The organism is Mycobacterium sp. IDUB_17, from assembly GCF_055419465.1.
Map to the genome: position 1 here is coordinate 1 of NZ_JBVAXS010000006.1, position 21,270 is coordinate 21,270.

General features: G+C 66.4%; 19 protein-coding genes. 12 read left to right on the forward strand and 7 right to left on the reverse strand.

All coding sequences use genetic code 11. From position 1 onward, the window contains the following. Window positions 1-205: 205 nt before the first annotated feature. On the reverse strand, window positions 206-1,492 hold the full coding sequence (gene tyrS, locus ACZYZ7_RS23430) for a tyrosine--tRNA ligase (RefSeq protein WP_167857872.1): 1,287 nt from the start codon (window positions 1,490-1,492) through the stop codon (window positions 206-208). Window positions 1,493-1,519: 27 nt separating this feature from the next. Beyond that, window positions 1,520-2,131, reverse strand: a complete 612-nt coding sequence (locus ACZYZ7_RS23435; RefSeq protein ID WP_135460093.1) for a DNA-3-methyladenine glycosylase — start codon at window positions 2,129-2,131, stop codon at window positions 1,520-1,522. 80 nt (window positions 2,132-2,211) lie between these two features. Between ACZYZ7_RS23435 and ACZYZ7_RS23440 the strand changes: the two genes are divergently transcribed. The 3 genes from ACZYZ7_RS23440 to ACZYZ7_RS23450 are packed head-to-tail and all read left to right on the forward strand — an operon-like array spanning window position 2,212 to window position 4,382. After that, window positions 2,212-2,997, forward strand: a complete 786-nt coding sequence (locus tag ACZYZ7_RS23440) for an ABC transporter ATP-binding protein (RefSeq protein ID WP_450070516.1) — start codon at window positions 2,212-2,214, stop codon at window positions 2,995-2,997. Continuing rightward, window positions 2,922-3,749 carry an ABC transporter permease gene (locus ACZYZ7_RS23445; RefSeq protein WP_167857873.1) on the forward strand — a complete coding sequence of 276 codons (828 nt, stop codon included), beginning with the start codon at window positions 2,922-2,924 and terminating at the stop codon, window positions 3,747-3,749. Before ACZYZ7_RS23440 ends, ACZYZ7_RS23445 begins: the two co-directional genes overlap by 76 nt. A 6-nt stretch (window positions 3,750-3,755) precedes the next feature. Then, window positions 3,756-4,382 carry a TetR/AcrR family transcriptional regulator gene (locus ACZYZ7_RS23450; RefSeq protein ID WP_135455330.1) on the forward strand — a complete coding sequence of 209 codons (627 nt, stop codon included), beginning with the start codon at window positions 3,756-3,758 and terminating at the stop codon, window positions 4,380-4,382. Here the strand turns inward: ACZYZ7_RS23450 and ACZYZ7_RS23455 are convergent. The 3 genes from ACZYZ7_RS23455 to ACZYZ7_RS23465 all read right to left on the reverse strand — a co-directional run bounded on the left by ACZYZ7_RS23455 (window position 4,365) and on the right by ACZYZ7_RS23465 (window position 8,202). Further along, window positions 4,365-4,583, reverse strand: a complete 219-nt coding sequence (locus ACZYZ7_RS23455; protein ID WP_135455332.1) for a Trm112 family protein — start codon at window positions 4,581-4,583, stop codon at window positions 4,365-4,367. The two genes, ACZYZ7_RS23450 and ACZYZ7_RS23455, sit on opposite strands and share 18 nt — an antisense overlap. A gap of 9 nt (window positions 4,584-4,592) precedes the next feature. Beyond that, a complete protein-coding gene (locus ACZYZ7_RS23460) occupies window positions 4,593-5,138 on the reverse strand; it encodes a hypothetical protein (protein ID WP_450070517.1) in 546 nt (181 codons plus the stop codon). Window positions 5,139-5,205: 67 nt separating this feature from the next. Then, window positions 5,206-8,202: an acyl-CoA synthetase gene (locus ACZYZ7_RS23465; protein ID WP_450070781.1), complete on the reverse strand. Its 2,997-nt coding sequence runs from the start codon at window positions 8,200-8,202 to the stop codon at window positions 5,206-5,208. Window positions 8,203-8,353: 151 nt separating this feature from the next. On the opposite strand from ACZYZ7_RS23465, the gene ACZYZ7_RS23470 reads away from it, so the two are divergent. After that, window positions 8,354-10,162, forward strand: coding sequence for an ABC-F family ATP-binding cassette domain-containing protein (locus ACZYZ7_RS23470; RefSeq protein WP_463741949.1), 1,809 nt, complete (start codon window positions 8,354-8,356; stop codon window positions 10,160-10,162). A 36-nt stretch (window positions 10,163-10,198) separates the two neighbouring features. Here the strand turns inward: ACZYZ7_RS23470 and ACZYZ7_RS23475 are convergent, their stop codons facing one another. Continuing rightward, the gene (locus ACZYZ7_RS23475) at window positions 10,199-10,810 is read right to left on the reverse strand and encodes a TetR/AcrR family transcriptional regulator (RefSeq protein ID WP_463741950.1); all 612 of its coding nucleotides are present in this window, start codon (window positions 10,808-10,810) and stop codon (window positions 10,199-10,201) included. A gap of 195 nt (window positions 10,811-11,005) precedes the next feature. On the opposite strand from ACZYZ7_RS23475, the gene ACZYZ7_RS23480 reads away from it, so the two are divergent. The 6 genes from ACZYZ7_RS23480 (at window position 11,006) to ACZYZ7_RS23505 (ending at window position 17,978) form a co-directional block, all read left to right on the forward strand. Next, entirely contained in the window at window positions 11,006-12,061 is a 1,056-nt protein-coding gene (locus ACZYZ7_RS23480) for an ABC transporter substrate-binding protein (protein WP_463741951.1), read from the forward strand. Between the two features lie 51 nt (window positions 12,062-12,112). Further along, window positions 12,113-13,684 (forward strand): amidohydrolase, encoded by a 1,572-nt coding sequence (locus tag ACZYZ7_RS23485; protein WP_463741952.1) that lies wholly within the window; start codon window positions 12,113-12,115, stop codon window positions 13,682-13,684. A 185-nt stretch (window positions 13,685-13,869) separates the two neighbouring features. After that, window positions 13,870-14,538, forward strand: coding sequence for an ABC transporter permease (locus ACZYZ7_RS23490; protein ID WP_463741953.1), 669 nt, complete (start codon window positions 13,870-13,872; stop codon window positions 14,536-14,538). Then, window positions 14,531-15,331, forward strand: coding sequence for an ABC transporter permease (locus tag ACZYZ7_RS23495; protein WP_463741954.1), 801 nt, complete (start codon window positions 14,531-14,533; stop codon window positions 15,329-15,331). The genes ACZYZ7_RS23490 and ACZYZ7_RS23495 overlap by 8 nt, the downstream gene beginning before the upstream one ends. Window positions 15,332-15,366: 35 nt before the next feature. Continuing rightward, the gene (locus ACZYZ7_RS23500) at window positions 15,367-16,425 is read left to right on the forward strand and encodes an ABC transporter ATP-binding protein (RefSeq protein ID WP_463741955.1); all 1,059 of its coding nucleotides are present in this window, start codon (window positions 15,367-15,369) and stop codon (window positions 16,423-16,425) included. Further along, a complete protein-coding gene (locus tag ACZYZ7_RS23505) occupies window positions 16,422-17,978 on the forward strand; it encodes an amidohydrolase (protein WP_463741956.1) in 1,557 nt (518 codons plus the stop codon). Before ACZYZ7_RS23500 ends, ACZYZ7_RS23505 begins: the two co-directional genes overlap by 4 nt. Before the next feature lie 40 nt (window positions 17,979-18,018). Here the strand turns inward: ACZYZ7_RS23505 and ACZYZ7_RS23510 are convergent, their stop codons facing one another. Beyond that, a complete protein-coding gene (locus tag ACZYZ7_RS23510) occupies window positions 18,019-18,468 on the reverse strand; it encodes a MarR family winged helix-turn-helix transcriptional regulator (protein ID WP_463741957.1) in 450 nt (149 codons plus the stop codon). 303 nt (window positions 18,469-18,771) lie between these two features. On the opposite strand from ACZYZ7_RS23510, the gene ACZYZ7_RS23515 reads away from it, so the two are divergent. Both ACZYZ7_RS23515 and ACZYZ7_RS23520 read left to right on the forward strand, forming a co-directional pair. Next, complete coding sequence (locus tag ACZYZ7_RS23515) at window positions 18,772-19,743, forward strand: NAD(P)/FAD-dependent oxidoreductase (protein ID WP_463741958.1); 972 nt, start codon at window positions 18,772-18,774, stop codon at window positions 19,741-19,743. Window positions 19,744-19,759: 16 nt separating this feature from the next. Next, entirely contained in the window at window positions 19,760-21,226 is a 1,467-nt protein-coding gene (locus ACZYZ7_RS23520; RefSeq protein WP_463741959.1) for an FAD-binding oxidoreductase, read from the forward strand. The last annotated feature ends 44 nt before the right edge of the window (window positions 21,227-21,270 follow it).

The window sequence follows — 21,270 nt, forward strand, 5'->3', positions numbered from 1 at the left end:
AACCCCGCGGCTAAAAGCCGCTGAACTCTACCACGGACAGTGAGAAGACCCACCGTAATGGGTGTCTCTCTCGGATTTCGTCTTCGCTCCCCGGCGCTTGTCCGTGTCGCTCTGACCTGCAATAAGTTACGTGAGCGCTAACAGCGAGTCAAATCGCCTGGTTGCTCCGACGTTTTCCCAGGTCAGAGCCCGGTCGTCGGTGGGCCTACGCGCCTACGCGCTCGACCCCGGCAATGTGCCGCTTGCCACGTCGCAACACGAGCCAACGCTCATGCAGAAAATCGGATTGCCGTGGTATCCACTCGTCGCTTTCAATGCGAATGTTGTTCACATAGACGCCACCCTCAGCGACATTGCGGCGTGCAGCTCCCTTACTCGCCGCCAATCCCGTGCCGACCAACAAATCGACGATCGAATCCGGGCCGCCCGGCTTCAACTCGGCGACCTGTCCACTACTTGCCTCCCGCAGCGCGGCGCCGAGGGTGGATTCGTCGAGGTCGGTCAGCTCGGCCCGGCCGAACAGCGCCTGACTGGCCAGCTCGACCGCCGTCGTCGCGCCTTCCCCATGCACCAACGTGGTGAGTTCACGCGCCAATCGCCGCTGCGCGGCGCGTTCATGCGCGCGGTTCTGGGTGGAGTCCTCCAGCTCGGCGATCTCATCCGAGGACAAGAAGGTGAACCACCGCAGGTAGCCGATCACGTCGGCATCGGCCGTGTTCACGAAGTACTGGTACCAGGCGTATGGGCTGGTCATCTCGGGATCGAGCCACAGATTGCCGCCGCCCGTCGACTTGCCGAACTTCTTGCCCTCGGAGTCGGTGACCAGCGGAGTCGTCATGGCGTGCACCGTGGCGCCCAGCTTCTGGCGGACCAACCGGGCGCCGGCCACGATGTTGCCCCACTGGTCGGAGCCGCCGATCTGCAACGCGCAGCCGTGGCGCTGGTGCAGTTCCACGAAGTCGTTGGCCTGAAGAAGCATGTAGCTGAACTCGGTGTAGGAGATGCCGTCGCCCTCCAGCCGGCGACGCACTGTCTCCCGGTCGAGCATCACGTTCACCGAGAAGTATTTGCCGAGGTCACGGAGGAATTCGATGGCCGAGAGCTCGGCGGTCCAGTTCAGGTTGTTCTCGACGATGGCGCCGGTCGGGGTGTCGTCGAATTCGACGAACCGTTCCAGCTGGCCGCGGATGCGACCGGCCCAGTCGGCGACCGTGTCGGCGGTGTTCAGTGTGCGTTCCCCGGTATCGCGGGGGTCGCCGATCATTCCGGTGGCCCCGCCGGCGAGCACGATGGGCCGGTGCCCGGCACGCTGAAACCGGCGCAGCGTCAGCAGCGGCACCAGATGGCCCGCGTGCAGGCTCGGCGCGGTCGGGTCGAAGCCCGAGTAGACAGTCATGGGTCCCTTGGCCAGGTCATTGGCCAGCGTGTCGCGGTCGGTCGACTGGGCGATCAGGCCACGCCAGTCCAGCTCATCGAGGATTCCCATGCTCATGACGACGATCATGCCGCATTGCCGAGATCAGTCACTGGCACCGGGCGCGGGGGCGCGCGGGCTGCGCCGGTAGGCCGACACCTCTCCCCTGTCCGCCAGCCACAACCGCCATCTGCGGTCGGCGGCCTTGCTCACGCCGACCCGTGGGCCGTCGACCGACGGAAGCGGATCACCCAATGTCAAGCGGACCGGGCTGTCGGCGTCGAACAGGTCAATTCCGTTGTCCTCCATGGTGATTCCCAGGGCCGAACAGAGGTTGCCCGGCCCCCGCGCCAGCGCCGCCGGGCGAATCGCCGGTCCACGACGGGCGCCGGCCACGTCGGCGCCCTCGCACACCGACGCCGCTCGCAGCAGTACCGCCCCCGCGATGCCGTCGTGCCCGCAGACCACATTCGCGCAGACGTGAATGCCATGGCTGCGGTAGGTGTACAGGTACCCGGGCGGGCCGAACATCACGAGATTCCGACCGCCCGCACCGCGAAACGAGTGCGAGGCGGCGTCGGGCCAGGGCCCGTCGGGCGGGCCGCCGTACGCCTCCACCTCGACGATGACAGAGCTGACGCCGCGACCGGTCAGCTCGGCTCCCAACAGTCGGCGGGCCGCGAGCAAGGGGGCACCAGTCAACAGCTCGGTGCCTATCTGCAAGCCCACCCGAGCGATTCTGCACTTCGTAACATCCACCGTTGACACCGGCCACACCGGAGCGCAGTATTCACCACATGATGACTTCATCGATTGATGAATTCTCCCCAGGATTCCCGGCCGGCGCCGCTCCCCCGGCCATCGACATCGCCGGACTGCAGGTCACCCGGGGTGGCCGGCCCGCGATCCGCGATCTCACCGTGCAGATCGCCGGCGGCACCATAACCGGCCTCCTCGGCCCATCCGGCTGCGGCAAGTCCACCCTGATGCGCAGCGTCGTCGGAACCCAGATCGTCGCGGCGGGCACGGTCACCGTGCTCGGGCACCCCGCCGGCTCAGCACCGCTGCGCCACCGGGTCGGATACGTGACGCAGGATCCGACGATCTACGACGACCTGCGGGTGATCGACAACGTGCGGTACTTCGCCGCGCTGTACGGAACGTCTGCGGACTCGGCCACCAGTGCCATCCGGTCGGTCGGCCTCGACGATCACCGCACCGCTTACTGCGGCAACCTCTCGGGCGGCCAGCGCACCCGGGTCTCACTTGCCTGTGCGCTGGTGTCCGAGCCCGAACTCCTGGTGCTCGACGAACCCACCGTGGGCCTCGACCCGGTACTGCGCGTCGACCTGTGGGAACAGTTCAACGAACTGTCGCGGCGCGGCACCACATTGCTGGTCTCCAGCCACGTGATGGACGAGGCCGACCACTGCGGCGACCTGCTGCTCATGCGCGACGGCCGACTGCTCGCCCACACCACCCCGGACCAGCTACGGAAGGACACGGAATGTACGTCCCTGGAGGAAGCGTTTCTCACCGTCATCCGGCGCAGCGACTCGGGCGCGATCAACCGGGCCGACTGAGCCCGGCGGCCTACCTGGCCACGACCGGCCGGATCCTGCGGCAACTGGCGGCCGACCACCGCAGTGTCGCCATGATCCTGGTGGTACCCAGCCTGATCATCACGCTGATGTACTTCATGTTCCAGAATGCGCCGCACCCGCCGGGACACCCGACGCCGTTCAACAACGCATGTCTGATCATGCTCGGCGTCTTCCCGCTGATCGTGATGTTCCTGATCACCTCGATCACCATGCAGCGCGAACGCGTCTCGGGAACCCTCGAGCGGATCCTGACCACACCGCTGCGCCGCTTCGACCTGTTGGCCGCCTACGGCACCGCGTTCTCGATCGCCGCCGCGGCCCAGGCCACCCTGGCCTGCATCGTCTCGTTCTGGTTCCTCGGATTCGACACCGCGGGCAGCCCCATCCTGGTGTTCCTGATCGCGATCATCAACGCCGTGCTGGGCGTGGGGCTGGGCCTGTTGTGCAGCGCGTTCGCCCGGACCGAGTTCCAGGCGGTCCAGTTCATGCCCGTGGTGATCGCGCCGCAGCTGCTGTTGTGCGGCATCATTGTGCCGCGCGCTGCGCTGCCGGAATGGCTGCAGTGGATCAGCAACGTGCTGCCTGCGAGCTATGCGCTCGAAGCCCTGCAGCAGGTCGGTGCCCACCCAGAGCTCACCGCCGTCGCGGCCCGTGACATCGCGATCGTAGTGGGGTTTGCTGTGCTGGCACTGTGTCTGGCCGCGGCCACCCTGCGCCGCCGAACACCTTAGGAAGCCGTGAGCACCGACATCGATTCCGAACGAGAACGCAAACGGCCCGGCCGCCCCGCCGGCCCGTCGGACAAACGCGAGCGCATCTTGACCAGCGCACGGGAATTGTTCTCCCGCAACGGAATCGACAAGACATCGATCCGCTCGATCGCGGCCGACGCCGGGGTGGACGCCGCCCTCGTGCACCACTACTTCGGCACAAAGACCCAGCTGTTCGCCGCCGCGATCCACATTCCCATCGATCCCATGACCGTGATCGGGAAGCTCAAAGACGTGCCGGTCGAGCAGATCGGGCATACCTTGCCGTCAATCCTGTTGCCGCTGTGGGATTCTGAGATCGGCAAGGGCTTCGTGGCGACCTTGCGCTCCATCCTGGCCGGCAACGACGTATCGCTGGTGCGGTCGTTTCTCCAGGAGATCATCATCGGCGAAATCGGGCCCCGGGTAGACAGCCCGCCCGGAAGTTCTCGCGTGCGCATCCAGTTCGTCGCCTCGCAACTGGTCGGGGTCGCGATGGCGCGCTACATCCTGGAACTGGAACCCTTCGCCACGCTGCCGGCGGATCAGATCGTCGAGACCATCGCACCCACCCTGCAGCGCTACCTCACGGGTGACCTACCCGGACTCCCCTGATCCGGCCAATTCCAGCAGCCGGCGATGCTCGGCGTCGTCCTCGATGGCTACGGCCTCGTCGACGAGCAGCACCGGGATGCCGTCCTCGATCCGGTATGCCCGCCGCAACCGGGGGTTGTAGAGCCAGTCCGTACCGGCCAGCAGCAGCGGCCCGCGGTCCTGCGGGCACACCAGGATGCTCAAGAGCTTGTCGTCGACCACCAGGTGACGCTAGCCCAGCGGGATCGAGATGCCGCCACTCGGGCCGGGCTCGCCGCCGCCCCCGCCCGGAATGGGAGCGATGCCGCCCGGGAACTGGCCCACCCCGGGGTTGAGACCACTCTGCTTCGGAACCTGGGCGCTGGACTGTGCCTGCAACTTGCGCTGGTACGACAGCGTGCTCTTGAGGGCGTTGATCAGCGGAACCTGATTGGGGCGCTTGTCGAGCGCCGCGGTGATGGCTTCACGGTTGGCGTTCGATGGCCTGTACCCCTGCGCACGCAGCTTCATGATGTCGTGGATCAGCGTCGAGATCTGGCCACCGCCCTCGCCCGTGTCGTAGTCCTTGGCGATGATGGACAGTGCCTCGTCGGCGGTCATCTGCGGCGCCGCGGGGGCAGCCGATCCGGGTGCATCCGCGGCAGGGGTCGGCTGAGCGGGATCGGCGGCCGCTACCGGCGCACCTGCGCCCACCAGCAGCCCCAGGACCAGCGCACCGCCCGTCACCGTTCCGGTGACGATCCGACGCCAGCTGTTCGCACCCGATCCCGATGTCATCGATCCTCCAGTCGTTCTGCCGTCTGCCGGAGCCTAACAGCGCTTTCCTGCCCCGGCACCCCGTCGGCTAGTCGGTCGCCGGCTCGTCATCGGGGGCTCCCGCGACGAGTTCGGCCCGGCTGGCCGCCGTCATTTTCTTGTACGTACCTGTATCGGCATCGAAGTACCAGCAGTTACGGCGGCCCGGTTTCGGGATGCCCGCCGCCCGCAGCGGACCGACGAGCGGGCGGTATGAGGCGCCGAGTTCCATGTCGGCCACCACGTGCACCACGTCGGGCGGGTTACCCGCGGCCAGATCGTCCAGCGCGTGGGTGAGATCGGCCGTCGGGACGCTGCCGCCCGGACGCAGCGCCAGCGCCGTCACCGCCAGTTGCCGGCCTCCTTCCGTGACGCCGTACGTCACCGACATGTCGACCGCGTCCAGGCGGCCGACCGCGTCGTTGACGCTCGTCGCGAACACCGGTCCCCGTTCGGTCCGGATCACCGCACCCCGGTTGTCGACCAGCCAGTAGTCACCGTCCTCGTCACGACGGAACAGGAACTCGGTGGACACCCAGGTGTCGGCCGGCGCGAACACGCCCCGCTTGACCACGGCGGTCGGATCGACCGGGCCGCGCGGGTGAGCCAGCAGCACGCCGACCTCGTTAGCCTCGGCCTTGCGCACGAAACCCTGCTCGTCCTCCAGGATCAGGTCGTCATCGGCGTCGTAGGCGGCCAGCTCGACGGTGCCGCCGCCCGGCAGCGGGCGGCCCTTGCTGCCGATCTTGGCGCCGGACACGTTGGCCAGCACGGCCTGCCCGTCTGTGGTGGCGAAGAACTCCACGACCTGGGCCGGCTCGAACACGTCGACCACCCGCTTCCACAACCCGGCGGGCATGCCCGAGCCGATGAACAACCGAACCGGGTGGCTTCCGGTGAGCGAGAACGACGGATCGTCGATGACCTCGCGCAGCATGGCCCAGGTGTAGGACACGACCGTGACGCCGTACTGCCGGATCTCCTGCAGGAACCGGTCGGGCTGCAGCCCGCGGGACAGCGCGATGCGTGAGCCGCCGACCACCGCACCGCCCAGGCTGACCAGCAGGCCGGACTGGTGATGCAGCGGGGTCAGGCAGTAGACCGTGTCACCTCGGCCGAGATTGGCCGCCGACGCGGTACCGAACGCCGAAAGCGCCCATCGGAAGTTGGTGATCTGGCGGGCTACGAGCTCACCGCCGACCTCGCTGAAGGCGACGAAGGCCAGGTCGCGGGCCAGGCCCGGGTTGGGCCGGTACCAGCCGGGAAGCTCGACGACGTCGGGGTCGATCTTCTCCATATCGACGACAGACGCGACGTCGTCGTACTCCTCCAGGTGCAGATCACGGTTTTCACCGCCGCCGAGGACCAGCACGCGCTTCCCGAGTTCACGCGCCATGTCGAGGTGGCTCGGGTCGGCGATGATCTCGGACACGCCGCCGAGACGGGCGGCCTCGGCCAGATCCGTCTCCGGCAGCAGCACCGCCACCGCCCCCAACCGGGACAGCGCCGCGATCGCGACCAGGGCGCTGGGCCGGGTGTCCATCAGCACGCCAACGCGGGCGCCCTGACGCACCCCGACGTCGATCAGGCCGTGCACCACGTTGTTGACCCGGCGGTCCACCGCCTCGTAGGTGTGCACCCGGCCGTCGAACAGCAGCGCCTCACCGTTGGGCACGCTGCGCGCCTGCTCGCTCATGATCCGGCCGAGCGAGATCCGGGTGTGGTCGTTGACCTGACCCAACCGGGCCAGCCTCGGCAGCGTCCGGGCCGTCTCGATGACCAGGGTCCTGGCGTTCTTGTTCGCCGTCACCAAGGCCTCGGCCGCCGAGCGGGCCACCCCGAACGCCATCTCGGTGGCGGCGGTGGCACTGTGGGTGACGCGGGTGGAGAACGACACCCCGCCCTCCGGATGATCGGCCGGCTGCGATCCCATCGGGACCACACCCTCCGGCATCTGTTCTCCACCAAGCCATTTCACCCACTGCGCCACAGTCGGCCAGGTCTGGGTGGAGGCCTTGGAACCCACGACCAAACCGAAATGCCCTGCCCTGATCAGATATTCGTAGACATCCGCATCCGGCGCGGCCCGCTTGATGCCCCGGACCGCGGCCGGCTGACCGATGTCGTCGACCTCGCCGACCACCGCCAGGATCGGGCAGTCGATGTCGGACAGCGTGACCAGGTCACCGTGGACGGAAAAGCCGCCCGTCATCATCCGGTTGTGGGCGATGAACTGTTTGAGCAGCTCGGCGATCGCCGGCCCCGACCACGCGATCCAGCCCTCCGAGGACAGGAACCGGCGCTGCTGCTCGCGCGGCAGCAGGGCCTCGCGGTCGTGCAGCTGCCGCAGGAACTCCAGACGCGACTGTGCGGTCTTGATCGGGTCCAGCATCTGAAACCCGGTGCGGGCCAACCAGCCCGGGATGTCGATGCGGCTGAACACGTGATCGGCCATGAAATCCGCCGCACCCGCGGCGACGCCGGCCGGAAGGTTCATCGGCAACGCGGCCAGGGTGTCCACCGGGGACCCGAAGGCGATGATGCTGGCCAGGTCCTTGGACCGCCGATAGGCCGCGGCCTGGTAGGCGAACATCCCGCCCTGCGAGTAACCGGCCAGGTGCACGTCGCGGCCCGTGACCTCTTTGACGATGTCGATGGCCTCCGACAACGCCACCACGTGGTCGGCGAGATTGCGTTGCATGCCGCCTTCGACCTTGTCCGGTGAACCGAAATCGATCACCCAGGGGTCGACACCCGCGGAGTGCAGGATGCCGACCGCACCGTCGTCGCGCGTCACGTCCCACATGTCGGCCGACATCATCATCGGATGCACCATCAGCACCGGCGGCCGCGGATTCTGGACGCCGGGACGGACGTCCGGCGGGAAGTACCGCCGGAGCCGGTACATCGGCACGCTCTGGATGATCTGGAAGGGCGACGGCACCGAGCCGGTCTCCAGGCCCCCGTAGCGCAGCACCTCCAGACCGTTCTGCGCGGTCGCCAGCAACCGCTCGACCGGTTTGGTCACTGCCGAGAAATCCACCAGCTTGCTCCCCACATCGCAACTCACCCCGACCCCCGATTGACGAGGTCATCATGGCACAACAGCAACCGATCCCCGACTTGATCACTCGGACGCCGACAACGGCCCCATGCGGTGCCGGTGCCGGAGCCGCCGAACGATAGGGTCGGCGGCGATGGCACACCTGCTCGGGGGCGAAACCCTGCATCTGGAGTACCCCACCGGAGTGGTGTTCGACTCCGTCACCGTCGGCGTCAGCGAAGGCGACCGGATCGGCATCGTCGGCCGCAACGGTGACGGAAAGTCCACGCTGCTGGGCATGCTCACCGGCCGCGTCACCCCACACGGCGGTCGGGTGACGCAGCGCAGCGGGCTGAGGGTGGGATCCCTGGACCAGACGGACACGCTCGACCCCAATCACACGGTGGGCTGGTCGCTGGTCGGAGATCGCCCCGAGCACGAATGGGCCGGCGACGCCCGGATCCGGGACGTGATCGGCGGTCTGGTCGCCGACATCGCGTTCGACGCGCCCGTGTCGACGTTGTCGGGCGGTCAGCGCCGACGTGTGCAACTGGCCGCGCTGCTGATCGATGAGTGGGACGTCATCGCACTCGACGAGCCCACCAACCATCTCGACATCCAGGGCATCACGTGGCTGGCCGGGCACATCAAGCAGCGGTGGGCGCGCGGCGCCGGCGGGCTGTTGCTGATCACCCACGACCGCTGGTTCCTCGATGAGGTAGCGACCGAAACCTGGGAGGTGCACGACCGGATCGTGGAGCCGTTCGAGGGCGGTTACGCGGCGTACGTGTTGCAGCGCGTGGAACGTGATCGCCAGGCCGCCTCGATCGAGGCCAAGCGCCAGAACCTGATGCGAAAGGAGCTGGCCTGGCTGCGCCGCGGCGCGCCGGCCCGCACCTCCAAACCCAAGTTCCGTATCGACGCGGCCAACGCCCTGATCTCGGACGTCCCCCCGCTGCGCAACACCGTGGAGCTCTCCCGGCTGGCCACCGCCCGCCTGGGCAAAGACGTCATCGACCTGCTCGACGTGTCGGTCACCTACCCTGGCTCCCCCGACCGGGAAGTGTTGCGCGACATCGAGTGGCGGATCGGACCGGGCGAGCGCACCGGCATCGTCGGCGCGAACGGTGCCGGCAAATCCACCCTCCTCGGCCTGATCGCCGGGACCGTGACGCCGACCTCCGGCCGGGTCAAACGCGGTAAGACCGTGCGCCTTTCGATCCTCGACCAGCAGTCCAGCGAGCTCGATGCGGTGGCCGGGGACATGGTCCGCGAGGTGATCGGGCGGCTGCAGACCAGCTATCAGATCGACGGTAAGGACCTCACCCCGGCGCAACTGCTGGAGCGGCTCGGCTTCAGGCGCGATCAACTGTCGACACGCGTCGGCGAACTTTCGGGCGGGCAACGCCGCCGTCTGCAGCTCATGCTGGTGGTGCTCTCGGAGCCGAACGTGCTGGTGCTCGACGAGCCCACCAATGATGTCGACACCGACATGCTGACCGCCACCGAGGATCTGCTGGATTCCTGGCCCGGCACGCTGATCGTGGTGTCGCACGACCGGTACCTGCTGGAGCGCGTGACCGATCAGCAGTACGCGATCCTGGACGGGCGGCTGCGGCATCTGCCGGGCGGAGTCGACGAGTACCTGCGGTTGAGCGAGCAGCGTGCGGCCTCATCTGCCATGCCGGCCGGTTCTGCCGCTCCGGCTGCGCGTACCGAAACCGCACCGGCACAGTCCAAGTCGGGAGCAGAGCTGCGCGCAGTGGAGAAGGAGATCTCCTCGATCGACCGGTCGCTGGCCAAGCTGGCCGACCGGATCTCCGGCAAGCACGACGAACTCGCCGCCTACGACCAGTCCGACCATGTCGGGTTGGGAAAGCTCACCGGTGAACTGCGCGAGCTGGAGTCACAGGTGGCCGAGTTGGAAGCGCGCTGGATGGAGCTGTCCGAACAGCTGGAGTGAGGTCCACTCGGGTCGTGGGCGATGACGATGCAGTTGTCAGGTCCCTGACGATTCAGTCGGCTTCATCCCGTCAGACTCGGTCAACAGCGTACGGATCAGGACCTCCAGCGCGCGGTTCACCCGTTCATCTGTCCAACTTCCGGGATCCTCGACTGATTTGACGTGATAGCCGCGGCCGTACAGGTACAGGATGTCGGCGATCGCAGACGCTTCGGTTCTGTCGACATCTTCTGCGCTGCGGAGGAATTCGTCGTAGGTCGAGTCCGTGGTCGCCCGCAGGATGTTGTACGCCGCGCGATTGTCGCTGCGGACGTCGGCGATCGCCTCGATCCACAGACAGCGGAGCACCTCGTCTTCAGCGCTCGACGAGCACATCCACCGTGCCAACGCGACAAGCCGTCCCACACCGGACATACCGCCCAGGTGATCCGCGCGGTCGCGTTCCCAGTTCACCTGTGCGTGCTCCAGCGCATTGACAATCAACTGCGCGCGGGACGGCACGAAGTAAGTGATGAACGCCGTCGATCGACCCAACTGGTCGGCAACGGCCCGCACCGTCACCCCGCGCGTTCCGCGTTCCCGGGCGACGGCAACGGTCGCCCGCGCAATCTCTGCGAGTCGCGCTGATTCATCGACTTCGACAGGCATAGGAACCTCACACCTCCGCTCGCGATTGGTAAGCGAACGATAGCGACGCGCGAGTGCTCGGCGACCGTTCGTAGAGGTAATGCCCACCACAGATCGCCTTGACCTGTGGTCTACCTCATGCTACCTATGTAAAACACTGTTGTAAAACAGGCAAATGATACGACTCCGCCGACACCTCCACTCAGAGGAGCACAGATGCGAACGACTCCCAGCCCGACGGCGCTGCTCGCGATGGCCACCTCCATCGCCCTGCTAGCCGGGTGCAGTTCCACGCCAGACGCCGGCGGCTCCGGCAGCGGGAATCACCTGACACTTGCCACCTTTGGCAGCGCTTTCCAGAAAGCGCAGGAGCGCGCGTTCGTTCAACCCTTCGAGCAGGAGACCGGCATCGATGTGACCGTCGAGAGCCCCACAGACCTGGCGAAACTCAAGGTGATGGTCCAGGCAGGCAAACCCACCTGGGACGTGTACGTCGCCGGCCAGCAAGATGTGCCCGCATACTGCGGCACCTACTTCGACAAACTCGACCTCGGCACCATCAAGCGGGACGACTTCGCCCCCGGCACCGTTCACGAGTGCGGAGTGCCCGTCGACACCTACTCATATGTACTGGCCTACAACACCGAGAAGTTCCGCGACAATCCGCCGACCTCGATCAAGGACTTTTTCGACACCGCGAAGTTCCCCGGGACACGTGCGTTGAGCAATGACCCCGCCGAGGGCAACCTCGAGCTCGCCCTACTGGCCGACGGCGTGGCCGCCAAGGACCTCTACCCGCTCGACTACGACCGCGCCTTCTCGGTACTGGATCGCATCAAGGACGGAGCGATCTTCTGGTCCTCTGGCGCGGAACAGGTCGCGGCAATGGAGCAGAAGCGCGCCGACATGATGCTGGTGTGGTCGGGCCGGGGCTACGAAGCCGTCAAGAACGGCGCACCGTATGCCCCTGTGTGGCAAGATAATTCGTACCATTGGGCATCCTTGGCCATCGTGAAGGGATCACCCAATCGCGAGGCAGCGCAGAAGTTTATCGAGTCGGCGGTGTCGCAGAAAGCGCAGACCCGCTGGGCCGAAGCCATTGCGTATGGTCCGGCCAACCTCTCCGCCACACCGAAACTCGACCCCGCACAGACGAATTGGGACTCATCGGTACCCGAGCATCGCGCCCTGTCGTGGCAGATGGACAACGAGTGGTGGGGCGAGCACCAGGACGAGGTGATCCAGCGCTGGACGGACTGGACGGCCGGATAGCTACCGCGCGGCCGCGACAACCCTCACTCCTCACCTATCCCTAGGGAGCCAATGAACGCCATCGCCCTGGTCAACGGCACTGTAGTCACTCTCCATCGCAGCACCCCTGATGGCCAAGCGCTGCTCATCGAGAACGGACTGGTTCAGTCTGTGGGCACCACCGAGCAGATACTGGACCGCAAGCGTCCAGAAACGCCGGTCATGGATCTCGACAGTCGGGTCGTGCTGCCCGGTCTCATCGACGCCCACACCCACGTCGAGTTCTGCGCCCTGAGTCGTGACTGGCTCGACGTGCGGGCGGTCCCCCGCACCGTGACGCTGGCACGCTTGCGCGACGAGCTACGTGACGGTTACGCCGGCACCGAACGCTGGCTGGTCGCACAGGGCACGTTCGGACAGGACCTACCAGTGCGTGCCGAGCTCGACGAACTCTCACGTGACACGCCCATCATCGTTCGGGAGAGCATGCACCGCCTCACGGCGAACACCGCTGCGCTCGAGCGCGCAGGCATGGTGCGCGGATTCACCGCGCCCGTCGGCACTTTGGTCGAAATCGGCGAAGACGGAGCACCGAGCGGCTGGGTCGAGGAGGGCTATCATCTCTTCCCGGTGCCGGCGCCCCATCCGGACCGGCTCCGCACGATGCTGCGCAACGAGCTGCGTGACTCTTTCGCCCGCCACGGCGTCACCTGCATATACGAACTACCGGCCACAGCCGAAGGGATGCGGGCCTACCAGCGGCTCAACGCGGCCGGTGATCTGCCGACGCGCCTGAGCCTCACCCTCACGGTCGCACCCGGTCTCAACCCGATCCTCTCCTCACCCGAGCAGCTGGCCAACATCGGGCTGGTGAGCGGCTTCGGCGACGACAATCTGTGGCTCGGCGGCTTCAAGGTGTTCCTCGACGGCGACGACACGTCCGCATTCGACTCCGCCCATCTCACCAAGAGCCCGGGCAACTGGAGCACCAACACCCGGCAGTACGCGGAGATAGTTCACCTGCTCACCGTGGCCCACCGAGCCGGGTTGCAGGTCTGGATCCACGCGATCGGCGATCTGGCTCAGCACCTCGCACTGGATGCGATCGAAGAGGCCGGCCGCGTTGCCGGGCCCGGTGATCGTCGCACCCGGCTCGAGCACGCGGCCAACCTGTGGATCGACGACCCGTTGATTCGCCGACTCCGTGAACTCGAGGTCATCGCAGTGCCGACAGCCGGTTTCATCCACGCCGACCCGGGCGACGGCGCATATGCGTATCGAACGCTGATCGAGTCAGGCCTGCGGCCGCCGGGCAACTCCGACACCGGGGGCACCCAACCTTTTGCCACGAATCCGTGGTTCGGGGTGGCTGCCATGCTGGACCGAACCAATCGGCACGGGGTCGTAGTGGCGGCCGACGAAGCCGTCGACGCACACACCGCGCTTCGCACGTACACGGAGTTCGCGGCGGAGGCCGGGTTCCGTGAAGCACACATCGGCGCCCTGGGCGTCGGGATGCAGGGTGACTGCGCGGTGTATGCGAGCGATCCCCGCGAACTCTCTCCCGCCGAGTTGCGGGCCCTCGAGGCCGATCTCACCGTGGTGGGGGGACGTGTCGTGTGGCAGCGAGAGGATCGGTCATAGGCCCCGTAAAGGGCCGGCCGCGGCTGTCGTCAGTGGGTTTCCTGCTGATGCTGCCGGCCCTCGCAGTGGTATTGGTTTTCTTTCTGTATCCAGTCCTCGCACTGTCTGTCCGCAGCTTCCTTGAGCCCGAGCCAGGGCTGGGCCAATATGCGCGCCTGCTCACCGACTCCACGACTCTCACGATCTTGACTCGGACTCTTGTCGTCGCCGCGATCGTGACCGTCACTACGTTGCTGTTGTCCTATCCGTACGCCTACCTGATGAGCCTGTCCGGGCCGGGTGTCCGGGCACTGCTGCTGTTCCTGGTCCTTCTGCCGTTCTGGTCGAGCCTGATGGCGCGCACCTTTTCCTGGATCGTGCTGCTGCAGCCCAACGGAATCGTCACCTGGCTGCTGAGACGTGTCGGGCTCGGTGACGTTCAGTTACTCGGTTCACAGTTCGGCGTGACGATCGCCATGACCCAGGTGCTGTTGCCGTTCATGGTGCTGCCGCTGTTCAACAACATGGTCCAGATCGATCGGCGGCTGGTGAGCGCGGCGTACTCCATGGGGGCCTCCAGGACACGAACCTTCCTGAAGGTCTATCTGCCACTGTCGGTTCCGGGGATCGCCGCCGGCTCGGTGCTGGTCTTCATCCTCAGCCTCGGATTCTGGGTGACACCCCGGCTGATCGGGTCACCGCAACAGTCCCTCGTCGGCCAACTCATCGAGACGAAAGCGGGAAGATTGCTGGATTTCGCTGGAGCAGGGGCGATTTCGCTCGTTCTGCTCGTCATCACCGTTGTGCTGTTGCTCGTGGTGAGTGGAGGAATCCGGCTACTGGTACCCGGCGGCGGGAGGCGTGACGATGGATGAGACCACCCGCGCCGGGTGGGGCCTACGCGCATGGGCGGTACTGGTTGCCGTCCTACTCGTGGCTCCACTGCTTGTCGTCATTCCGATCTCGTTCGCGGCGAAGCCGAGTTTCAAGTTCCCGCCGGACGGTTACTCCGTCAGCTGGTACACCGACCTGTTCACCGACCATCGGTGGACCAGCGCGATCGGGACGTCGCTGTTGGTCGGGCTGCTCGTCACGGTCATTTCCACCGTGCTGGGCACCGCCGCCGCGCTCGGCATCCATCGGCATGGCGGCCGCGCGGCCACGGTTGTCACCGGCATCCTGGTCGCTCCCATGATCGTGCCCGGGATCGTCTCGGCGGTGGCGATCTACTCCGTGTACCTGCGCTGGAGCCTGACCGGCAACCTGCAAGGGTTCCTGCTCGCCCACACGGTGCTGGCAATGCCGTTCGTGGTCATCACCGTGCTGTCGAGCCTGCGCTCAACGGATCCGGTGCTCGAACGCGCGGCGGCGATACTCGGGGCCGGCGCCTGGCGGACCTTTGTCCGGGTCACACTTCCGGGCATCGCCCAGGGCATCGGCTCCGGTGCGCTGTTCGCCTTCGTCACCTCCTTCGACGAGGTCGTTGCCGCCAGCTTCCTGCAGTCGCCGGCCATCCGAACGCTGCCCATCGAGATGTTCGTCAGCGTTACCAACGAGGTGGACCCCACCATCGCGGCCGTTTCCACCGTCATCCTCGCCCTCACGACGGTGGTTGCGCTGCTGCCCCTACTCACCCGAAACCGCAAGCCCAAAGGGGGCTCTGACTAGTGTCTGACTCAACCTGCAGTGTGCGACTGCACTCAGTGACCAAGAATTTCCGCTCCGGCACGGTCGGTATCGACGACGTCACGATTGACATCAAGGGTGGCGAATTCGTCACGTTCCTGGGCCCGTCCGGCTCCGGGAAAACCACCACACTGAACACGATCGCGGGATTCTTGCGTCCGACCACGGGCCAGGTCGAGATCGGCGGCAAAGACGTCACGGCCCTGCCGCCCCGAAGGCGCAATCTCGGCATGGTGTTCCAGAACTATGCGCTCTTCCCCCATATGACCGTGCGCGAGAACGTGGCCTTCGGGCTGCACGGCCGCGGCCTTTCCAAGGAGCAGACCGCGAGCCGCATCGACGATGCACTCTCAATGGTGCGTCTCGACAGGTTCGGCGACAGCATGCCCAAGCAGCTCTCCGGAGGCCAGCAGCAGCGCGTGGCGCTGGCCCGAGCGCTCGTCTACCGGCCACCAGTGTTGCTGATGGACGAACCGCTGGCGGCACTGGACAAGGCGCTGAGGACCGAGATGCAGGTCGAGATCGGCCGGATTCACCGCGAGGTGGGGACCACGTTTCTGTTCGTAACGCACGATCAGGATGAGGCGCTGGGCCTCTCAGACCGCATCGCCTTGTTCAACCACGGCAAGGTGGTGCAAATGGGTACGCCGACGGAGCTCTACGAGCGGCCCCAGTCACTGTTCACTGCCGAATTCCTGGGCGAATCAAACGTTTTCCGCGGGGTGGTCGCAGATGACGGGGTAATGCGGTTCGCCGACCGTGTGCTGCATTTCCCGACCTCATCGGGCTCCTCGCCCGCGGGCACCCGGGCCGCCATGGTGGTGCGGCCCGAGCGAATGCGGTTGTGCGCCACCGGCGAAAGCGGTCCCGCAGAAAACAGCGTGCCGGCGGTGATCGCCGAGATCGCATACTTCGGATCCTTCCGCCGCATCACCGTCAGTTATCCGGACGGCGGTACCGGGTTGTTGCGCGGCGGGGTGGAGTCACCGGTGTCGTTCTCCCCCGGCGATGCCGTGACGGTCAGCTGGGATCCCGCGCATAGCGTGGTGGTTCACGACTCCGTACCCGCCGCATGAACGGACCCATCACGCTCCTGCGCGGCGGCCGGGTGCTGGTCGGCGCCGAACCTGTACCGCGTCCCGCCGAGTTGCTGCTGCGCGACGGACACATCGCGAGTATTGCGCCGCCCGGCGAGAGCGATCATCGCCAGGTTGACGAGATCGTCGAACTCGACGGGCGGGTCGTGCTACCCGGATTCGTTGATGGGCACTGCCACCTGGAGCTCACCGCCGTGGCCCTGGAGCTGCAGCTGCCCCTGCACACTCCGCCGCACGAGAGCCTCGCGCAGATGCTCGCCGTCCTCGACCGCGCGCGGGCCGCTCAACCGCTGGGCTGGATCGTCGCGCGAAGCTCGTTCGGGCTCCAGAACAAGGTGGCCGAGGGACGCCTTCCACATCGCTTCGAGCTGGACAAGGTGAGCCCCGACCAACCCATGGCTGTACTCGCCGGACTACACGTGGCGTGCCTCAACTCCGCCGCGATCACATCGCTTGGACTCGACGACAGTGCGCGGCTGCCCGGCTGGATCAGTCAGCACCACGACGCCAACGGGCCGACCGGCGCGTTCACCGAGGTGTGGGACCGGCTGCCCACCGCCGGTGTCGACGACGTCGTCGCCGCGCTTCGGGCGCACGCCGTCCCCGTGTTCTCCCGGGCCGGTGTGACGAGCCTGAGCACCATCCCCACCTCGGCCGACGACGTACGCGCCCTACACCGACTGGCCAAGGCCGGCGAGCTGCCATTTCGGGTGCGGTTCTATCCACACGTGCCACGGACAGCCACGCTCGATGAGGTCCTCGCGTGGGGGCCGGAGTCCGGATTCGGCGACGAGTGGCTGCGTTTCGGCGGGGTCAAGATCTTCGTGGACGGTGAGGGGGCCGACGCTGTGGGCAACCCGCGCGACGACACCAAGTGGACCCCGCGCGAACTTTACGAATTCGTACGCCGAGCGGACGCAGCCGGCGTCCAGGTGATGATGCACGCCGTGACACCGGGCGCCGTCCGGTTCGCCTGCGAGGCTGCGCTGCAAGCGCGGCAGGCCAATGGCGGCGCACGGCACGTTCGGCACCGCGTGGAACATGCCGGCGACTACATGGATCCTGCCGACGCGGGCCTGGCGGCCCGCGCCGCGGTCGGGCTCGTCGCCACCCCGCATTTCGCCACATCGAGTGACCCGGACGTGCCCGACTTCCAGCCATTGCGAACGCTGATCGACGCCGGGCACCGCATCATCGGAGCAACCGACTGCACGGGGACCGTGCCCGAAGCGGCAGGCCCGCTGGTGAACATCGCCGCCGCGGTCGGCCGCCTCAGATCCGATGGCAGGCCGTCCCCGCACCGCATCTCGGTTCTAGAGGGAATCCGCATGTTCAGTCGCTGGTCGGCGCTCGGCGCGGCAGAGGAACACGAAAAAGGAACCATCGCAGCCGGCCTGCGCGCCGACCTTGTGGTGCTCGATGGCGACCCGTTCACCGTCCCGCAGGACCGGATCGCCGGCATTGCAGTGGACCGGACGATCGTCGCCGGCAGGACGGTAAGCGGTGCAGCCGATCTGGTGGCCGGGCGCTGACCTATCCGGCATTGGCATGCGGAACCCGGTCCGCCGCTGATTACCTACGCGGCAAGGAGCTGATCGATTTTCGGTCGAGCTGGGATTCCATCGTTTCCGCCAAGTGGTTCAGGACGGCAAGCACTTTGTCCCGCTGAGGACCGAGTCCGGCGAGCAGAATCGCGTGGGCCTCAAGCTCGCGAGGAAACAATTCGTCGATGGCGCGTTTCCCGCGGTCCGTCAGGTTGATCAGTGCGCAGCGCCGATCGCTCGGATTTGGTGCACGACTGATCAGGTCGCGCCGCTCGAGTTTGGCCAGAGTCTTGCTGACACCCGCCCTCGACATGCCCAGGCTTTCGGCGAGGCGGATGGCGGTTACATGCTCGTCTGCATGCCGGAGTGGGACGAGCAGCTCCACCTCGGCCGCAGTGAGCTCAGCGCCTGAATAGATGCCTTCCACTGCGCGGTCGAGCAATGCGGAGATCCGTTTCACCTGCGCCACAACGTCCATCGGTGATGTGTCCAGAGTGGGGTTGTGCTCACTCCACAGCGCACGCGTGCGGGTTCGAAGAGTCGGGGCGGCCATCATCACCAACTTTGTTAACCGGTAAACAATCCTGTTAGGGTCTTAGCTTAACCAAACAGGTCCGACGAGCTTTCAGCACGTAGGCACCAGTGTCAGTCGAAGTACGTCGGCCGACCTCGCTCTCTGGCCCCGGCGATGCACGAGAGCCGTTGAATGCCAGCCGAACTCGAGCGCTGTCAACCGACGATGCACATTCTCGACAGGTGAGATGACAGGACAGGAGTCGTGGTGGAGTTCGACGTTGTAGTGATCGGCGGCGGAGCCGCCGGGTTGAGTGCCGCGACGGTGCTGGCTCGCGCCCGTCGTCGGGTGATCGTGGTCGATGCCGGGTATCCCCGTAACGCCCCGGCGGAGCACGTGCGTGGCTACATGTCCCGGGACGGCATGGCGCCGGCACAATTGCTCGCAGCCGGCAGGGACGAGGTGATCAGTTACGGTGGACAAGTCGTGAACGATCAGGTGGTGGGAATCGAGCAACTCGGTGACCGCGGGTTTGTCGCGCGGTGTGACGGCGGTCCGGACCGCACGGCGCGTGGCATCGTCGTGGCTACCGGCTTGCGCGACGAGTTGCCCGAAATCCCTGGCCTGCAAGAGTTGTGGGGCGTCGACGTATTGCACTGCCCCTACTGTCACGGATACGAGGTGCGTGACATGCCAATCGCGGTGCTGGGCGGCGACAACCGGCCGTTCACGCTGCATCAGGCTGCGCTAGTACGACAGTGGTCTGCGGACGTGGTCTTCTTCCCGAACCGGATCGCCCTGGACACCGACGAGCGCAGGCGCCTGACCGCCCGCGGGATCCGCATCGTGGAAGGGAGCGTGGCACGCCTGGTGGTGCGGAACGGTCGGCTGCGCGGCGTCGAGCTTGCCGATGGCGACACCGAAGAGAGGGCAGTGGCGTTTGTTGGACCGCGCTTCGTACCCCGCGACCAACTGCTTGCGGAACTGGGATGCGATGTGGGTGAGGACGGTTGGGTGGCCACCGACCCCACGGGCGCCACGAGTGTGCCTGGTGTGTGGGCCGCCGGCAATGTCGCCGACTCACCGGCTCAGCTCATCACAGCTGCTGCTGCCGGCACGAGAGCCGCTGTCGCCCTCAACCACTACCTCCTCGAGATGGACGTGCGGCAAGCCCTCGCAGCAATTCCCAGTGTCGCTGGTCCGGGCGATCCACCTTCAAGGACACCGACTTTGTCGTGAGCTATACGATTCCGCAATGGCACGGGAGGTCTCACGCCAAGTCTTCGTTCGTGGCGCCCTCGGCGTGGCCGCCGGTGCGCTGCTGGCCTCGTGCGAATCATCCGCAGCTCCGGGCCCGCACCCTCCGCCCGTGGTGTCCGGTCCGCCGGACTGGACTGCCCTCGAGGACGAGATCGAAGGCCAGGTCATTCTGCCGGCCAGCGCCGAGTACACCGCGGCAAAGAACGTCTTCAATATGCGATTCGCCAACTGTGAACCGGCGGCGGTTGTCGCAGTGAAGTCGACCAGCGACGTGCAGAAGGCCATGGTGTTCGCCGCGAAGAACGGCATCAAGGTCGCCGCTCGTAGTGGCGGACACTCCTATATCGGCGCTTCGGCGGCACCTGCCGCGATGATCATCGACCTACGGCGGTTGCCTGGCGGTGTTGCCTACAACGACGAACGCAGATTGGCGACGGTTTCGGCTGCAGCGCAATTGAATTCGTTGCACACGGCCCTGGCGGCGCATGGACGGGCGATCCCGGCCGGCAGCTGCCCGACAGTTGGCGTCGCCGGTTTGACGCTGGGTGGGGGCTTGGGGTCCGATGCCCGGCTTTCCGGCCTGACTTGCGACGCGCTGGTATCGGCTTCCGTCGTGTTACCCAGCGGTGAAGCGATCACCGCGGCGCCTGACGACCACGCGGATCTGTTCTGGGCCCTGAGGGGCGGTGGAGGCGGCAGCTTCGGCGTGGTCACATCCTTCACGTTCCGGACGTTTCCGATTACCGACAGGGACGTCATCACCCTGGTATTCCCCGAAGCTGCGACTGAGCACGCACTCATCGGCTGGCACGAGTGGCTGTGCACCGCGGACCGAGCGATCTGGGGCATGGTCAACATCACGAAGGGTGGGGGTTCCGGGGACTGCACGATGGTGTTGGCGACTCCGCCCGGAGACGGTCCGAGCAGAGCCGCTGACCTGAGCGCCGCGATCGGAGTGCGGCCCGCAATCGGTACGAGCCGAACCCTTAGTCGGATGGACTTCGTCCACTATTTCGAAGGCGGTGCCCAAGCGACTCACCCGCGGGCATTCGTGGCGGGCTCCGACATCGTCGGGAAGATGACCCCGGCCACCGCGGAATCGATCGTCGCCGCCACATCGGCATGGCCGCAGGCCGCGGGTTCGGCGACCACCGTGATCGAGTCGCTCTCGGGAGCGGTCAGCGACGTTGATTCGGGCGATACGGCGTTTCCGTGGCGTCGGCAGGCAGCGTGCATTCAGTGGTATGCCGAGACCCCCGCACCCACGACCGTTGCCGCTGCCGATCGCTGGTTGCAGAGTGCACACGACACGGTTCACGCGAGTTCGGTCGGTGGCTACGTTAACTACGTCGAACCCGACACAGCGGCGGCACGCTACTTCGGCGGCAACCTGAAGCGACTCACCGCCGTCCGGCAGCGGTACGACCCGGACGCGTTGATGTACTCGGGCATCGGCTTCTGACAGTCAATGCCGAATCGATCGTCGGCGAAGTCGGCGAGCGGCGC

What these genes read in the sequence shown, in the direction of transcription:
- tyrS (WP_167857872.1), bottom strand. Translation starts at nt 1,492, where the DNA reads ATGAGCATGGGAATCCTCGATGAGCTGGACTGGCGTGGCCTGATCGCC.
- ACZYZ7_RS23440 (WP_450070516.1), top strand. Translation starts at nt 2,212, where the DNA reads ATGATGACTTCATCGATTGATGAATTCTCCCCAGGATTCCCGGCCGGC.
- ACZYZ7_RS23445 (WP_167857873.1), top strand. Translation starts at nt 2,922, where the DNA reads ATGTACGTCCCTGGAGGAAGCGTTTCTCACCGTCATCCGGCGCAGCGA.
- ACZYZ7_RS23460 (WP_450070517.1), bottom strand. Translation starts at nt 5,138, where the DNA reads ATGACATCGGGATCGGGTGCGAACAGCTGGCGTCGGATCGTCACCGGA.
- ACZYZ7_RS23470 (WP_463741949.1), top strand. Translation starts at nt 8,354, where the DNA reads ATGGCACACCTGCTCGGGGGCGAAACCCTGCATCTGGAGTACCCCACC.
- ACZYZ7_RS23475 (WP_463741950.1), bottom strand. Translation starts at nt 10,810, where the DNA reads ATGCCTGTCGAAGTCGATGAATCAGCGCGACTCGCAGAGATTGCGCGG.
- ACZYZ7_RS23480 (WP_463741951.1), top strand. Translation starts at nt 11,006, where the DNA reads ATGCGAACGACTCCCAGCCCGACGGCGCTGCTCGCGATGGCCACCTCC.
- ACZYZ7_RS23485 (WP_463741952.1), top strand. Translation starts at nt 12,113, where the DNA reads ATGAACGCCATCGCCCTGGTCAACGGCACTGTAGTCACTCTCCATCGC.
- ACZYZ7_RS23495 (WP_463741954.1), top strand. Translation starts at nt 14,531, where the DNA reads ATGGATGAGACCACCCGCGCCGGGTGGGGCCTACGCGCATGGGCGGTA.
- ACZYZ7_RS23505 (WP_463741956.1), top strand. Translation starts at nt 16,422, where the DNA reads ATGAACGGACCCATCACGCTCCTGCGCGGCGGCCGGGTGCTGGTCGGC.
- ACZYZ7_RS23510 (WP_463741957.1), bottom strand. Translation starts at nt 18,468, where the DNA reads ATGGACGTTGTGGCGCAGGTGAAACGGATCTCCGCATTGCTCGACCGC.
- ACZYZ7_RS23520 (WP_463741959.1), top strand. Translation starts at nt 19,760, where the DNA reads ATGGCACGGGAGGTCTCACGCCAAGTCTTCGTTCGTGGCGCCCTCGGC.